Origin of the sequence: Kitasatospora sp. NPDC090308, from assembly GCF_044769485.1 — a bacterium.
GTDB classification, from domain to species: domain Bacteria; phylum Actinomycetota; class Actinomycetes; order Streptomycetales; family Streptomycetaceae; genus Kitasatospora; species Kitasatospora fiedleri.
In genome coordinates, this window is record NZ_JBIVXY010000013.1 from 151,544 (window position 1) to 167,161 (window position 15,618).

A 15,618-nucleotide genomic window follows, 5' to 3' on the forward strand; every position below is an offset into this window, starting at 1 on the left:
GCTCAGCTCTCCGGGATCTCGAACTTGGTGGTGCGCTCCATGCCCGCGGCCCGGCCCTTGCCCGCGATGACCAGGGCCATCTTGCGGCTGGCCTCGTCGATCATCTCGTCGCCGAGCATCGCCGAGCCCTTGGCGCCGCCGGCCTCGGAGGTGCACCAGTCGTAGGCGTCCAGGATCAGCTCGGCGTGGTCGTAGTCCTCCTGGGAGGGCGAGTAGATCTCGTTCGCGGCGCCGACCTGGTCCGGGTGCAGCACCCACTTGCCGTCGAAGCCCAGCGCGGCCGAGCGGCGGGCCACCTCGCGGTAGCCCTCCTGGTTGCGGATCTGCAGGTAGGGGCCGTCGATCGCCTGCAGGTCGTTGGCCCGGGCGGCCATCAGGATGCGCATCAGGATGTAGTGGTAGGCGTCGGCGCCGTAGCCGGGCGGCTGCTCGCCGACCACCAGGGACTTCATGTTGATGGACGCCATGAAGTCGGCCGGGCCGAAGATGACGGTCTCCAGCCGGGGCGAGGCCGCGGCGATCGCGTCGACGTTGATCAGGCCCTTGGCGTTCTCGATCTGCGCCTCGATGCCGATCTTGCCGACCTCCAGGCCGACCGTCTTCTCGATCTGGGTGAGCAGCAGGTCCAGGGCGACCACCTGCTGGGCGTCCTGCACCTTGGGCAGCATGATGCAGTCCAGGTTCTGGCCGGCGCCCTCGACGACGGTGATCACGTCGCGGTAGGTCCAGTGCGTGGTCCAGTCGTTGACCCGGACGACCCGGGTCTTGCCGCCCCAGTCGCCGTTGTTGAGGGCGTCCACGATGTGGTGCCGGGCGCTCTCCTTGACCAGCGGGGCGCAGGCGTCCTCCAGGTCCAGGAAGACCTGGTCGGCCGGCAGGCCCTGGGCCTTCTCCAGGAAGCGCGGGTTGCTGCCGGGCACGGCCAGGCAGGAACGGCGCGGACGGAGGCGGTTCACGGTCGTCATGAGGAGGGGTGTTCCTTCCGGGGTCAGCTGGTCGCGGCGGTGGTCGCGGCCCAGGGCTGGAGCCTGTTGGCCAGCCGGATCTCGTCCACGATCCGGCCGATGATGGTGGTGATGCCGAAGTCCTTGGGTGTGAACACGGCGGCCACGCCGGCGGTCCGCAGGACCTCCGCGTCGGCTGCCGGGATGATGCCACCCACGATCACCGGCACATCCTCCACCCCCGCGCGGCGCAGCCGGTGCAGGACGTCCGGCACCAGCTCGGGGTGCGCGCCGGACAGGATGGACAGGCCCACGCAGTGCACGTCCTCGGCGACGGCCGCCGAGACGATCTGCTCGGGCGTCAGGCGGATGCCCTGGTAGACCACCTCGAACCCGGCGTCGCGGGCCCGGACGGCGATCTGCTCGGCGCCGTTGGAGTGCCCGTCCAGGCCGGGCTTGCCGACCAGCAGGCGCAGCTTGCCGGCGCCCAGCTCGGCGGCGGTGGCGGCCACCGCCTCGCGCACGGCGGCGAGTTCGCCGCCCGGCTCGGCCGCGACCGCGACCGGGGCGCCGCCCACGCCGGTGGGGGCGCGGTACTCGCCGAACACCTCGCGCAGCGCGAACGACCACTCGCCGGTGGTGGCACCGGCCCGGGCGCAGGCCAGGGTGGCCTCCATCAGGTTCTCCGCGGTGGCGGCCACCTCCTTGAGCCGGGCCAGCGCGTCCCGCACGGCGGCCTCGTCGCGCCCGGCCCGCCAGGACTCCAGGTTGGCCAGCACCGAGCGCTCGGCGGCCGGGTCGACCACCATGACGGCGGTGTCCAGGTCCGCGGTGAGCGGGTTCTCCTCGGTGGTGTCGAAGCAGTTGACGCCGATGATCTTGTCCTGGCCGGCCTCGATCCGGGCCCGCCGCTCGGCGTGCGAGGCGACCAGGTTGGACTTCAGGTAGCCGGACTCGACGGCCGGGATCACCCCGCCCATCTCCAGCACCTTGGCGATCTCCGCCTCGGCGCCGGCCAGCAGTTCGGCGGTCTTCGCCTCCACCACGTGCGAGCCGTCGAACAGGTCGCCGTACTCCAGCAGGTCCGACTCGTACGCCAGCACCTGCTGGATCCGCAGCGACCACTGCTGGTCCCACGGCCGGGGCAGGCCCAGCGCCTCGTTCCAGGCCGGGAGCTGGACGGCCCGGGCCCGGGCGTCCTTGGAGAGCGTGACGGCCAGCATCTCCAGCACGATCCGCTGGACGTTGTTCTCCGGCTGGGCCTCGGTCAGGCCGAGCGAGTTGACCTGCACGCCGTAGCGGAACCGGCGCTGCTTGGCGTCCTCGATGCCGTAGCGCTCCCGGGTGACCTTCTCCCAGAGCCGGTTGAAGGCCCGCATCTTGCACATCTCCTCGACGAAGCGGACGCCCGCGTTGACGAAGAAGGAGATCCGGCCGACCACCTCACCCATCCGCTCGGCCGGGACCTGCCCGGAGTCGCGGACGGCGTCCAGGACGGCGATCGCGGTGCACATCGAGTAGGCGATCTCCTGGACGGGCGTCGCCCCGGCCTCCTGCAGGTGGTAGCTGCAGATGTTGATCGGGTTCCACTTGGGGATGTGCGCCACCGTGTAGGCGATCATGTCGGTGATCAGCCGCACCGAGGGGCCGGGCGGGAAGACGTGCGTCCCGCGCGACAGGTACTCCTTGACGATGTCGTTCTGGGTGGTGCCGGTGAGCCCGGCGATGTCCGCGCCCTGCTCCTCGGCGACCACCTGGTAGAGCGCCAGCAGCCACATCGCGGTGGCGTTGATCGTCATCGAGGTGTTGGTGCGCTCCAGCGGGATGCCGTCGAACAGCGTCCGCATGTCGCCCAGGTGCCCGACCGGCACGCCGACCCGGCCGACCTCGCCGCGGGCGAGGACGTGGTCGGAGTCGTAGCCGGTCTGGGTCGGCAGGTCGAACGCCACCGACAGACCGGTCTGCCCCTTCGCGAGGTTGCGCCGGTACAGCGCGTTGGAGTCGCTCGCGGTGGAGTGCCCGGCGTAGGTCCGCATCAGCCAGGGACGGTCGCGCTCCTGGGCGCCCATCAGACGTTCCGGAAGGCGTTGATCTTGGTGAGGTGCTGCTCGCGCAGTTCGGTGTCGCGCACGCCCAGACCCTCCTGCGGGGCCAGGCAGAGGACGCCGACCTTGCCCTGGTGCTTGTTGTGGTGCACGTCCAGGGCGGCCTGGCCGGTCTCCTCCAGCGCGTAGACCTTGGACAGGGTCGGGTGGATCTTGCCCTTGGCGACCAGCCGGTTGGCCTCGAACGCCTCGCGGTAGTTGGCGAAGTGCGAGCCGACGATGCGCTTGAGCGACATCCACAGGTAGCGGTTGTCGTACTGGTGCATGTAGCCGGAGGTGGAGGCGCAGGTGACGATGGTGCCGCCCTTGCGGGTGACGTAGACCGAGGCGCCGAAGGTCTCCCGGCCCGGGTGCTCGAAGACGATGTCCACGTCCTCGCCGCCGGTGAACTCGCGGATCTTCGCGCCCAGGCGCTTCCACTCGCGCGGGTCCTGGTTGTTCTCGTCCTTCCAGAACTTGTAGCCCTCGGCGGAGCGGTCGATGATCGCCTCGGCGCCCATCGCCCGGCAGATGTCCGCCTTCTGCGGGCTGGAGACCACGCAGATCGGGGTGGCGCCGCCGGCCAGCGCGTACTGGGTGGCGTACGAGCCGAGGCCGCCGCTGGCGCCCCAGATCAGCACGTTGTCGCCCTGCTTCATGCCGGCGCCGTTGCGGGAGACCAGCTGGCGGTAGGCGGTGGAGTTGACCAGGCCCGGGGAGGCGGCCTCCTCCCAGGTCAGGTGCTTGGGCTTGGGGAGCAGCTGGTTGGTCTTCACCAGGGCGAGCTGGGCCAGGCCGCCGAAGTTGGTCTCGAAGCCCCAGATCCGCTGCTCCGGGTCCATCATGGTGTCGTTGTGGCCGTCGGGGGACTCGAGTTCGACCGACAGGCAGTGCGCGACGACCTCGTCGCCGGGCTTCCAGGCGTTGACGCCGGCGCCGGTGCGCAGCACCACGCCCGCCAGGTCGGAGCCGAGCACGTGGTACGGCAGGTCGTGGCGCGCGGTCAGCGGCGAGAGGCGGCCGTAGCGCTCCAGGAAACCGAAGGTGGAGACCGGCTCGAAGATCGAGCTCCACACGGTGTTGTAGTTGACCGAGCTGGCCATCACGGCCACCAGGGCTTCGCCCGGGCCGAGTTCGGGCAGCGGGACGTCATCCAGGTGGAGCGACTTGCGCGGGTCCTTGTCCCGGCTGGCCAGCCCGGCGAACATCTGCTCCTCGTCCTTGTGGAGCGTCACCGCCCGGTAGGACTCGGGCAGCGCCAGGGTGGCGTAGTCGGCGGACGTGGCGTCGCCGCTGAGGATCGCGTCGAGAATTTCCTGCATGGCTGCCTCCGAAGGCGTACCTGTGCGAGGGACACAGGGCGTCTGGGGGAGCCGGGAGCGGACACCGGCTTCGCGTTGAGGGGTCTGAGGGTGGTGCTTGGCTGGTGCGACGGGTGGGTGGTGTCGCGTGGGTGGTGCTGGTGCTCGTCCCCTCGGTGGGGGACGCCGGAAGACGGCGCGCCGAGGTGGGGAGCCGCGGCGCCGCAGCCGGTGGGAACACGGTAATGGCACCCTGTGCCACTCGTAAAGACACGCGGTGCCAAGTCGTGGCGTGAGCCAGGACACGCCGTGCCCGGCCGGTCGGGGAACGCCGAAGGCCCGTCCCCGAAACCGGGAACGGGCCTTCGAATGTGCCGGTGATCTGCGAAAACCGCCTGGATTACGCGGGAGTTCTCCCGGCCAGGGCGGCTCTGATCGAATCCACCACCGCCTCCAGCGGTGCGTCCGTCCGGGCGACTGTGATCAGTACCTCACCGCTCGGACTGGCACTCAGTGCGCTCACCGCCCCGGGCTCCTCCGGTGACGCTCCGTCACCACTGGCACCGGGTGCCAGCGTGGTGCCGCGGCGGCGGGCACCGCTCGGCGGGGTCGGCCAGAACGTCCCCCGGATCACCCCGAAGGAGTGGTCGAGCTGCGCCTCCACGTCCCCGTGGCCGCCGGCCCGCAGCCAGCGCCGCAGCACGTGGTTGTGCGCCGCGACCACCGCCGCCGCCGACACCTCGGCCAGCATCGAGTCGTCGTCCCCGCCGCGCTGCCAGCCCGGTGGGGTCTGCTCGGCCGCGTCGAACCGGCCCAGCAGGTAGCGGGTGAACAGCCGCTCGTAGCGGGAGACCACCGCGATCTCCCGCTCGCGCAGCGCCGGGACCTGCCGGATCAGCTGGTAGCGGGCCACCGACATCTCCGGCGTGGAGGCGTACATCCGCAGCACCTCCTTGATGCCGCGGCACACCACGTCCAGCGGGTGCTCCTCGGCGTCGGCGCTGGCCAGCAGGTCCGCCACCCGCACCAGGGTGTCGTCGTGGTCCGGGAAGATCGCCTCCTCCTTCGACCGGAAGTACCGGAAGAAGGTCCGCCGGGCGACCCCGGCGGCGGCCGCGATCTGATCGACCGTCGTCTCCTCGTACCCCTGGGTGGCGAACAGCTCCATCGCCGCGGCGGTGAGGTCCTGGCGCATCTGCAGCCGCTGGGCGGCGGCCCGGCGGCTGCCCGGCCCGGACTCCACCCCCGCCCGCGGCTGATCGGGCCCGGCGGCCGGCGGCTGCTGCTGGGGGGGCGAGGTCTGGCGATCCATGTTCGGAACGCTACACGCACCCGCCCCGGCCCCGGCCGGCCTGCCCCGGCGCACCGGGGCCGCGGGCGGCGCCACGGCGGGCCGCGGCCACCGCGAGGAGACCGCGCCCGGGCCCCAAGGAGGCTTCGCCGCAAGCGGGTTGACGCCCCCGCCGGGCACCGGACGGCCCCCCGGAGCGGGCACCGGACGGCCGGTCATCGCCGTGCGTGGTCACGGAAACCACGCCCCGTCTTGCGCCCCAGGCAGCCCGCCGCCACCAGGTGCTCCAGCAGCGGCGCCGCCGCCAGCCCCGGCTCGCGGAACTCGTGGTGCAGCACCTGCTCGATGGTCAGCGACACGTCCAGGCCCACCACGTCCAGCAGTTCGAACGGGCCCATCGGGTAGCCGCAGCCCAGCTTCATCGCGGTGTCGATGTCGTCCACCGTCGCGTAGTGCTCCTGGAGCATCCGCACCGCGTCGTTCAGGTACGGGAACAGCAGCGCGTTCACGATGAACCCGGCCCGGTCGCCGCACTCCACCGGGTGCTTGCGCACCTTCGCGCACAGCTCCAGCACGGTCGCCGTGACGTCCTCCGCGGTCAGCACCGTGGAGACCACCTCGACCAGCTTCATGGCCGGCGCCGGGTTGAAGAAGTGCATCCCGACCACGTCCCGCGGCCGCGAGGTGGCCGTCGCGCAGGAGATCACCGGCAGCGAGGAGGTGGTGGTGGCCAGCACCGCGCCCGGCTTGACGATCCCGTCCAGCACGGTGAACAGCTCGCGCTTGACCGCCAGGTCCTCGGCCACCGCCTCCACCACCAGGTCGGCGTCCGCCAGGTCCCGGTACGAGCCGGTCGGGACGACCAGCGCCAGCGCCGCGTCCCGCTGCTCCCCGGTCAGCCGCCCCTTGGCCACCGAACGCTCCAGCGACCCCGCCAGCCGGGCCTTCGCCAGCTCCGCCTTCTCCCGGCTGCGGGCCGCCAGCAGCACCGGGAAGCCCGCCTTGGCGAACACCTCCACGATGCCGGTCGCCATCGTCCCGCTGCCGCACACCGCGATGCTGCGCACCGCGCGCCCGGCCGGCCGGGCCTCCGCCGCCGCGGTCTCCTCGGCGACCACCCTGGACGAGCCCGGGGCCTCGTAGGTGTAGAAGCCGCGGCCCGACTTGCGGCCCAGCAGGCCCGCCGCGACCAGCTGGCCCAGGATCGGCGCCGGGGCGTGCAGCCGGTCCTGGGACTGCGCGTACATCGCCTCCAGCACGGTGCGGGCGGTGTCCACGCCGATCAGGTCCAGCAGCGCCAGCGGGCCCATCGGCAGGCCGCAGCCCAGCCGCATCGCCGCGTCGATGTCCTCCCGGGTCGCGTACCGGGACTCGAACATCGCCGCCGCCTGGTTCAGGTACGCGAACAGCAGGCCGTTGGCGATGAACCCGGCCCGGTCGCCCGCCGCCACCGGCTCCTTGTCCAGGTCGCGGGCCAACTCGGCGACCTGCTCGGCCGCCCGGGGGGAGGTCAGCACGGTGCGGACCACCTCCACCAGGCGCATGCTGTGCACCGGGTTGAAGAAGTGCACGCCCAGCACCCGCTCCGGGCGGCCGGTGGCCGCCGCGATCCGGGTCACGCTCAGCGCGGTGGTGCCGGTCGCCAGCACCGTCTCCGGCGGGCAGATCCGGTCCAGCTCGGCGAACAGCGCGCGCTTGAGCTCCAGGTCCTCCGGGACCTCCTCGACCACCAGGTCGGCCCCGGCCGCCGCGGCCAGGTCGTCGCCGACCTCGATCAGCTCCAGCAGCGCCGTCCGCTCCGCGGCGGTCAGCCGCTCGCGCTCCACCGCCCGCGCGGTGGACGCCTCGATCCGGTCCAGCGCCCGCAGCGCCTGTGTCGGACCGGCCTCCACGCCGATCACCCGGCGGCCGCTGCGGGCGAGGGCCACGGCCACCCCGGCACCCATGGTGCCCAGGCCGACGACGGCGACAGTGGGGAAGGGACGCTCCATTGTCCATACTCCTTGGTCAGGGCCCCGCGCCGCGGCCCCCGCCACCGCCCGGCCGCGACAGCGCGAACCCGGACGGAGGGTGTGACGGGGGAGGGTGCGCCGACGGCGCGGGAGAAACGGGAACGGAAGAAGAACAGCGGCGCCCCGCGGTACGGACCGGTCCGCTCCGGTTCCGTCGAGGGGTGGTGCCGTGGTGCTCAGGCGCTCCGCCAGATCATGAAGCGACGCCGACACGCACACGGTGCGGTGCGAAGGCGCCCTGCCGGTGCGGCTCCCGAAGCCCGGCGCTGACGCGTGCCGACACTGTAGCCCAGCTACCGACGGGTAGGAAGAGGGGAAGCGGCACGCCGGCCCCGCGCACCGGCCCATCCTGTGGCCGCAGCTGCCGAAGGAGGACACCACGGCTGTCATGACGACTGAGCGTCCGCAGATGGAACTCGAGCAGTTCAGGGAGATCGCCGTAGCGGCCGAGCGGGAAGACGTGGTGCTCGAGTTCGTCAACGGCAGGATCGGAGTCAAGCCGGTGCCCGACGGCGACCACGGCGAGATCGTCATGTGGCTGCTGGAACGCTGCCTGGCCCAGCGCCCGGATCTCCGGCTCTACCCCGAGCAGGGCCTGCAGGTGGCGAACCACCGCAACGGGCTGGCCAAGCCGGACGGTTCGCTCGCGCCGCGGCGGAACTTCGCGGGCCAGGGGGAGTGGGCCGATCCGGCCGGGGTCCTCATGGTGGTCGAGGTGACCTCGTACGACGCCGACGCCGACCGGCGCGACCGGGTCGAGAAGCCGAGGGCCTACGCGGAGACCGGTATCCCGGTGTTCCTGCTGGTGGACCGCGACGCGGGTTCGGTCTCGGTGCACAGCGAGCCGGAGGACGGGCGCTACCGCAGTGTCGTGACGCTGACCTACGGGCACGTCGTGGAGCTGCCGGAGCCGGTGAACGTCAGCCTCGACACCGAGGAGCTCGAGGAGTTCAGCCGCTGAGACGCCGGACGGCCCGCCCGGAGGGTTCCGGGCGGGCCGTCGTGGTGGGCGCTGCGGGGAGGGTCAGTGCGCCATGACCGGGACGGCGTCCTCGGCCGGGGCGCCCTCGGTGTGGTGCTCGGGCTTGCCGGCGTTGATCAGGGCGAAGGCGGTGACGCCGGCCAGGACCAGGATGCCGAAGGCCCACCAGATGGCCACCGAGTACGAGTGCACCTGGGCCTGGAGCTGGAACAGCTGCTGGTCGGTGGCGGTGGCCGCGTGGGCCTTGGCCCAGGAGGTGCCGGCGCTGTGGGCGACGGTGCTCAGCAGGGCGGTGCCGATCGCGCCGCCGACCTGCTGGGAGGTGTTGACCATCGCGGAGGCGACACCGGCGTCCCGCGGCTGCACGCCGTAGGTGGCCAGGCTCATCGCGGGCATGAACGCGGTGCCCATGCCGAGGCCCATCAGGATCAGGCCGGGCAGGATCTGCCAGTACGAGGTGCCGACGTCGATCTGGGTGAGGATCAGCAGGCCGAGCGAGGCGACCAGGAAGCCGGGCGCCATCAGGTAGCGGGCCGGGACCCGGGTCATCAGGCGGGCGCCGATCTGGGTGGAGCCGGTGATCATGCCGGCCACCATCGGGAGGAAGGCGAAGCCGTTGACCAGCGGCTTGTAGCCCAGCACGCCCTGCATGTAGAGGGTGAGGAAGAGGAACAGGCCGAACATGCCGATCACGGCCATGCCGAGCGAGAGGTAGACACCGCCGCGGTTGCGGTCGGTGACCACGCGCAGCGGCAGCAGCGGGGCCTTGACCCGGCCCTCGACCACCGCGAACGCGGCGAGCAGCACGGCGGCGGCGACGAACAGGCCGATGGTGCTGCTGTCGCCCCAGCCCTCCTGCTCGGCCCGGGTGAAGCCGTACACCAGGGAGACCAGGCCGGTGGTGACCAGCAGCACGCCCGGGATGTCGAGGCGGTTGCGGTTGTGGCCGACGGCCGGCTCGCTGATGACCAGCACCGCGCCCGCGATGGCGACCAGGGCGAACGGGATGTTGACGTAGAAGGTCCAGCGCCAGTTCAGGTACTCGGTGAGGGCGCCGCCCAGGATCAGGCCGATCGCGCCGCCACCGCCGGCCACCGCACCGTAGATGCCGAACGCCTTGGCGCGCTCCTTGCCGTCGGTGAACATCACGGCCAGCAGGGACAGCGCGGCGGGCGCCAGCAGCGCGCCGAACACGCCCTGCAGGGCGCGGGCGCCGAGCAGCATGCTGGTGTTGGCGGCGGCGCCGCCGAGCGCGGAGGCCGCGGCGAAGCCGACCAGGCCGACCATGAAGGTCCGGCGGCGGCCCCACAGGTCGGCGACCCGGCCGCCGAACAGCAGCAGGCTGCCGAAGGCCAGCGCGTAGGCGGTGATCACCCACTGGGTGGTGCTGTCGGCGAAGCCGAGGTCTTCCTTCGCGTGCGGGAGCGCGATGTTCACCACGGTCGCGTCCAGCACGACCATCAGTTGCGCCAGGGCGATGAAGACGAGCGCCTTCCACCGGCGAGGGTCCGGCTGGAGGGTGTCAGACATGGAGGTACCCACTTGTGTGTGCGAGAGCGTACGGAGGGGTGCAGGGGCGTCGCGCCGTCGAGGGGCGGTTCCTGCGGGAGGTTTGCGGGGGGCGTGCGAGGCCGGTCGGCCCGCGGGCGGGACCGAGGGGGGTCAGACGCGGGGCGTGAGGTCCTCCAGGGTCGCGGCACGGCCGGGCAGCACGGACGGCGCGGGAGCCCGCAGGCCGTCCAGCAGCAACTGCAGGTGACGCCGGACGTGGGGGTCCAGGTCGAGGCAGCCGAAGCCGGGGAGCGGTCGGGTGAGCTGGGCCATGGCGACGACGATGTCGCCGGCTCCGACGTCGGTGCGGAGCAGGCCGTCGGCCTGGGCCCGCGCGATGAGGTCCTCGGTGACCTGCTTCATCTCGGCGCGGGCTTCGGCGAGTTCGGGGTCGTTCAGGTCGATCGGGTCGGACAGCAGGGGGCAGAGCGCGCCGATCCGCTCCTCGGCCGCGGCGTGCACGAAGCGGCTGAACGCGGCGAAGGAGTCGGGCTCCTGCGCGGTGGCCGCGTGCGCGTGCGCCACGATCCGCTCCATCACGGCGATCGACACCTGGTGGATCAGGGCGCGGCGGTCGGCGAAGTTCCGGTACAGCGTGGCGTTGCCGACGCCCGCCCGGCGGGCGATCTCGTCCAGCGGGGCCATCGCCCCGTACTCGACGAACGCCTCCCGGGCCGCGGAGACGATGCGGGCCCGGTTGCGGGCCGCGTCCGCGCGGCGGACGGGAGCGGCGGCGACGACGGTCATGTGCGCTCCCTTCGAGCGGCGGCGGGTCCGGGAACCGCCCCTCGGGCGGACTCCGGCGCGGTTTCCGATACGGGGATCATCTCCCCGTTTCGTTGCGGACAGATGTCTAAACGGGGAATCCGTCCCCGGAAATTTCACCATCCGATGTGACCTGCGTCACATCGGTGCGGCCACGGACGGGTGACCTCCCGGCGCGTTCCCCCGATCGGCCGGAAGGCCCTGGTCAGGATGGGCCCATGAGGATCACCGCGCCGCCCGCCGACCACGCCGCCGAGGCCCGGACGGCCGCCACCCGGATCGAGGCCGAGGGCGTCGACGGGGTCGTCGTCGGCTGGGTCGACAACGCGGGCGTCACCCGGGTCAAGGCCGTCCCGGTCCGCGGCCTGGAGTCCGCCGCCCGCTGGGGCGTCGGCGCCGCGCCCTGCTTCGACGCCTTCCTGGTCGACGACTCGCTCGCCCCCTCCGGCGGCCCCGTCGGCGACCTGCGCCTGGTCCCCGACCTCACCGCGCTGCACCGCCTCGCCGCCCAGCCCGGCTGGGCCTGGGCCCCCGGCGACCGGCGCACCCAGCAGGGCGAACCGCACCCCGGCTGCCAGCGGCAGTTCGCCCGCCGCACCGCCGAGGCGCTCGCCGGACACGGCCTGACCGTCCGGGCCGGCATCGAGGTCGAGTGGATCGTCGACGGCGGCGAACCCGGGCCCGCGTACGGCATGCGCCGCCTGATCGGCAACAGCGACTACCTGCGCGACCTGCTGCGCGCCCTGCGCGAGCAGCGGATGACCGTCCTCCAGCTGCACCCCGAGTACACCGAGGGCCAGTACGAGCTGTCCGTCGCCCCCGAGGGCCCGGTCGAGGCCGCCGACACCGCCCTGCTGGTCCGGCACACCGTGCAGGCCGTCTCGCTCCGGCACGGCCTGCGGGCCAGCTTCGCCCCCGTCACCGCCCCCGACGGCGTCGGCAACGGCGGCCACCTGCACCTCAGCCTGTGGCGCGACGGTCGCAACCTCGGCCACGGCGGCACCGGCCCGCACGGGCTCACCCGGGAGGCCGAGGCGTTCCTGGCCGGGGTGCTCGCCGAACTGCCCGCCCTGCTCGCCCTCGGCGCCCCGTCCGTCGCCAGCTACCTGCGCCTGGTCCCCGGCCGCTGGTCCGGCCCGCACCGCTGCTGGGGCCTGGAGAACCGGGAGGCCGCGCTCCGCCTGATCACCGGCTCCGCCCCCGAGCAGGCCAACGCCGAGATCAAGTGCTTCGACGCCGCCGCCAACCCCTACCTCGCCGTCGGCGGCGTCCTGGCCGCCGGCCTGGCCGGCCTCGACGCCGCCCTCCGCCTGCCCCCCGAGACCACCGGCGACCCCGACGGCACGGCCGAACGCCTCCCCGCCACCCTCGGCCACGCCGTCGCCGCACTGCGCGCCTCGCCGGTGCTGCGGGCCGCCATGGGCGAGCAGCTCTGGCAGGCCGTCATCGACGTCCGGGAGGCCGAGATCGCCCGCTTCGCCGACCGCACCCCCGAGGAGATCGTCGAAGCCGTCCGCTACCGCTACTGACCCCCGCCCCGGCCCGCGCCGGAGGAGCGCCGCCCGGGCGGCGCCACCGGCTCCGCGACGCCGGGCTCCTCCGGGCGGTGGATCGCCATCGGCTCGGTGTCGGCCCGGCACAGGGTCAGGCCGCGCCGCGGGTGGAAGTGCAGCCGGATCCTGGCGTCCGCCCGCCGGGCGTGCAGCACCACCGACCCGGAATCGCTCCGACTCACCGTCAACTCCCAGGCGGAGAGCAGTACTTCGGCCCGCTCCCGCAGTCCGGGCCGGTTCGGCGGATCGGCGAAGGAGACCTGCCGGTAGTACCCGAAGCTGAGCGGACGGCCCCCGCTGACGACGTCCGGGTACGCCGGGAACTCCGCCACCGGAGCCCGCCCCGGCGCCAACTCCTCCAGTAAAGCCGCGAATTCGGCGTACAGCCGCTCCCCGCGCCGCCGCAGCTCGGCCCGCGCCCCGGGTATCTCCTCGGCCGCCACCCGCTCCACCCCTCACCCTCGCCGGGCCCGTCGACCGACCGGTCGGCCGCCCCGACGGCCCGTCAGTCGGTCGGTTCGCCGGTCCGGGGCGCCCGGATGGTGCTCGGCCCGCGCCGGGCGAACCGATTGTAGGCGGCGGCCCCGGAACGGGCCGGGAGACCCGGCGGACGACGGGACGCCGGGCGTGGTACGAAGATCCGATGACGAGCTGCTGGACGGGCCGACGGGTACGGCTGCGCGCGGTCGAGCCGGAGGGCGGACCGCTGCCGGCCCGGCTCTCCGCGCAGGAGGAGCGGCTCGGGGACGCGCTCGACCCGCCGCGCTCCGCCGAGGGCCGGACGGCGCTGGCCGGGGAGAAGGCCGCCGCCGACCCGACCGCCGGCACCCACCGGCTGATCATCGAGTCGCTCCCCGACGGCGGCGCGGCCGGTACCGCGGTCGGCACGATCGCCGTGCACCGGGCCGACAGCCGCAGCGGGCTGTTCGAGTACGGCACCACCGTCGGCGCCGAGCACCGCCGCCGGGGCTACGCGACCGAGGCCGTCCGGCTGGTGCTGCGCCACCGGTTCGAGGAGCGCCGCCACCACAAGGCCACCGCCCGGGTGTTCGCCCGCAACGCGCCCTCGCCGGCCCTCCAGCGGCGGCTCGGCCTCGTCGAGGAGGGCCGACTGGGCCGGCACTTCTTCGTCGCGGGCGAACACCGGGACGTGGTCCTGTTCGCCCTGTTCGCCGAGCAGTTCTTCGCCCGCCACGGCGGCCCCACCCGACTCCGAGCCGCGCGCCGCACCACGCCGCACCCCTCCTCGCGGTCCTGCCGCCGACGGGCCGGAACCTGTCGGTCGCCCCTCTCCCGCGTCCCGGTCGTCCTGGCCCGGGGTCGACCCTCCGGGAAGCGCCTCCCGGGGACGGCGCGGCCGCCCGGGGGGAGCCGGGCGGCCGCGCGGGATCGGGTCGGGGTCAGTTCACGGCGGCCAGGTGGTTCTTGAGGCCCTGGCCGAACGCGGTCGGGGTGCCGTCGAAGCCGGAGATCAGCGACGGGCCCTGGCCGCAGTCCCAGGTGTTCCAGGTCCAGCCCAGGTAGGAGACCTTGGCGGCGTCGGCCCAGGACATCACCTGGTCGATGAAGGAGTGGGCGCAGTCGTTCTCGCCGATCTCGCCGATCACCACCGGCACCTGCGCGGCCAGCGGCGCCACGGTCGAGTTCCAGCAGGACTGGTTGGAGCAGGTGTTGAAGTTGTACACGTGCCAGGCCGCGGCCAGGTTGCCCGCCGGGTCGGTCGGCTTGTGGGCCAGCCACTGGCCGAGGTCGTTGGAGTAGGCCAGGCCGCCGAGCAGGATGACGTTGTTCGCGCCCGCGGTGCGGACCGCGTTCACCAGGGTCTGCATGCCGCTGACCGGGTAGCCGATGCCGGGGCAGGCGCTGCCGCCGTCCCGCCAGCAGTTCCACGCCTGGTCGAGGCCGGAGACGGCGCGGTCCGCGTAAGGCTCGTTGAACAGGTCGAAGACCACCGACGGGTCGTTCTTGAAGGCGGTGGCGACGGAGGACCAGAAGGTCGCCGCACCCGCGCCCGGCATCGGCTTCTGGCAGGTCGAGTTGGTGTCCGAGCAGCCCGAGGAGTTGCCGGTGTAGAGGCCCTGCGTCCAGTGCAGGTCGATGATCGGGGTGAGTCCGGCGTCCCGCAGCGCGGAGACGAAGTTCTTCACCGCGGTGCGGTAGTTCTCACCCGCGTACTCCGGCTTGACGTTGGCGTAGCCGTTCCAGCAGTCCTCGTTGACCGGGACGCGGACGGCGTTGGCCTTCCAGCTCTTGATCGCGGCGATCGAGGCGGCGTCCACCGGGCCGTCGGCGAAGCCGTAGCCCTGGACGCACATGAACTCCATGCCGGAGCGGTTCACGCCGCGCAGCACCACCTGCGCGCCGTTGGCGTCCACCAGCCGGTTGCCGGAGACGCGCAGCGCCGGGGCCTTGCCGCCACCGGTACCGGTGCTCCCCGACGGCGACGGCGACGGCGGCGACGAGGGGGACGGCGACGACGAGGGCGAGGGGGAGGGGGACGGCGACGACGAGGGGGACGCCGAAGCGGACGGCGACGGCGACGGGCTCGCCGCCCCGTCGCAGGCCACGCCGTTGACGGTGAACGAGGTCGGGGCCGCGTTGGTGCCACTGTAGGAGAAGTTGGCGCCCGCGCTGATCGAGCCGCCGACCGCGAGGGTGGTCGCCCAGGCGGGGGCGGCGACGGTGACGTTCTTGCCGGACTGGCTCCAGGTGCCGTTCCAGCCGGAGCCGGAGAGGGTCTGGTTGCCGGTGTAGGAATAGCCGACGCTCCAGTTGTCGATCGGGGCGGTGCCGGCGTTGGTAAGTTTCACGTTCGCGGTGAAGCCGCTGCCCCAGTCGTTCGTCGTGTAGTCGACGGAACACCGGACGCCGGCGGCGGCCGCCGGGCCGGCGCCGGTGAGCGCGAGGGTGGCCGCAGCGGTCGCGGCCAGCGCCGCGACCAGCGCCGTGGTGGTGGTGCGGACGGTCATGTCCGACTCCTCGGAGGAGGGGAAAAATGGGCGCGCTCCCACAGGCCCGCCCCGAACCATAGCCAGGGGCAAGGGAGTTGCCAACACGTTCCGGCTGCGCTCACTCTCTTGACAGTGCGGATGGCCCTCCCGATATTTGGGAGCGCTCCCACAGAACGGCCCGGCG

Annotated in this window: 12 protein-coding genes; 3 read left to right on the forward strand and 9 right to left on the reverse strand. The window is 73.0% G+C overall.

The window, feature by feature from the left end; genetic code table 11:
* Nucleotides 1–2 precede the first annotated feature (2 nt).
* The 5 genes from ACIQVD_RS26185 to ACIQVD_RS26205 form a co-directional block, all read right to left on the reverse strand.
* Nucleotides 3–965: an HpcH/HpaI aldolase/citrate lyase family protein gene (locus tag ACIQVD_RS26185; protein ID WP_400690076.1), complete on the reverse strand. Its 963-nt coding sequence runs from the start codon at nucleotides 963–965 to the stop codon at nucleotides 3–5.
* A 23-nt stretch (nucleotides 966–988) separates the two neighbouring features.
* Nucleotides 989–3,013 (reverse strand): protein meaA, encoded by a 2,025-nt coding sequence (locus ACIQVD_RS26190; RefSeq protein WP_402291896.1) that lies wholly within the window; start codon nucleotides 3,011–3,013, stop codon nucleotides 989–991.
* Entirely contained in the window at nucleotides 3,013–4,350 is a 1,338-nt protein-coding gene (gene ccrA / locus ACIQVD_RS26195; protein ID WP_402291897.1) for a crotonyl-CoA carboxylase/reductase, read from the reverse strand. Before ccrA ends, ACIQVD_RS26190 begins: the two co-directional genes overlap by 1 nt.
* Before the next feature lie 379 nt (nucleotides 4,351–4,729).
* Nucleotides 4,730–5,641 (reverse strand): TetR family transcriptional regulator, encoded by a 912-nt coding sequence (locus tag ACIQVD_RS26200; protein WP_402291898.1) that lies wholly within the window; start codon nucleotides 5,639–5,641, stop codon nucleotides 4,730–4,732.
* Between the two features lie 194 nt (nucleotides 5,642–5,835).
* Complete coding sequence (locus ACIQVD_RS26205) at nucleotides 5,836–7,611, reverse strand: 3-hydroxyacyl-CoA dehydrogenase family protein (protein ID WP_400690088.1); 1,776 nt, start codon at nucleotides 7,609–7,611, stop codon at nucleotides 5,836–5,838.
* A gap of 409 nt (nucleotides 7,612–8,020) precedes the next feature.
* Here ACIQVD_RS26205 and ACIQVD_RS26210 point away from each other — a divergent pair, with 409 nt between their 5' ends.
* Nucleotides 8,021–8,593 (forward strand): Uma2 family endonuclease, encoded by a 573-nt coding sequence (locus ACIQVD_RS26210; RefSeq protein ID WP_402291899.1) that lies wholly within the window; start codon nucleotides 8,021–8,023, stop codon nucleotides 8,591–8,593.
* Between the two features lie 63 nt (nucleotides 8,594–8,656).
* On the opposite strand, the gene ACIQVD_RS26215 is transcribed toward ACIQVD_RS26210, so the two are convergent.
* The gene (locus ACIQVD_RS26215; RefSeq protein ID WP_100840175.1) at nucleotides 8,657–10,144 is read right to left on the reverse strand and encodes an MFS transporter; all 1,488 of its coding nucleotides are present in this window, start codon (nucleotides 10,142–10,144) and stop codon (nucleotides 8,657–8,659) included.
* 132 nt (nucleotides 10,145–10,276) lie between these two features.
* Nucleotides 10,277–10,912, reverse strand: a complete 636-nt coding sequence (locus ACIQVD_RS26220) for a TetR/AcrR family transcriptional regulator (RefSeq protein ID WP_400690095.1) — start codon at nucleotides 10,910–10,912, stop codon at nucleotides 10,277–10,279.
* Between the two features lie 236 nt (nucleotides 10,913–11,148).
* Between ACIQVD_RS26220 and ACIQVD_RS26225 the strand changes: the two genes are divergently transcribed.
* Nucleotides 11,149–12,459: a glutamine synthetase gene (locus ACIQVD_RS26225; protein WP_400690098.1), complete on the forward strand. Its 1,311-nt coding sequence runs from the start codon at nucleotides 11,149–11,151 to the stop codon at nucleotides 12,457–12,459.
* On the opposite strand, the gene ACIQVD_RS26230 is transcribed toward ACIQVD_RS26225, so the two are convergent.
* Entirely contained in the window at nucleotides 12,453–12,935 is a 483-nt protein-coding gene (locus ACIQVD_RS26230) for a hypothetical protein (protein ID WP_400690101.1), read from the reverse strand. The genes ACIQVD_RS26225 and ACIQVD_RS26230 overlap by 7 nt on opposite strands.
* Before the next feature lie 191 nt (nucleotides 12,936–13,126).
* Between ACIQVD_RS26230 and ACIQVD_RS26235 the strand changes: the two genes are divergently transcribed.
* Nucleotides 13,127–13,912: a GNAT family N-acetyltransferase gene (locus ACIQVD_RS26235; RefSeq protein ID WP_402291900.1), complete on the forward strand. Its 786-nt coding sequence runs from the start codon at nucleotides 13,127–13,129 to the stop codon at nucleotides 13,910–13,912.
* Here the strand turns inward: ACIQVD_RS26235 and ACIQVD_RS26240 are convergent.
* Nucleotides 13,884–15,452 (reverse strand): cellulase family glycosylhydrolase, encoded by a 1,569-nt coding sequence (locus ACIQVD_RS26240; RefSeq protein ID WP_402291901.1) that lies wholly within the window; start codon nucleotides 15,450–15,452, stop codon nucleotides 13,884–13,886. The genes ACIQVD_RS26235 and ACIQVD_RS26240 overlap by 29 nt on opposite strands.
* Nucleotides 15,453–15,618 lie beyond the last annotated feature (166 nt).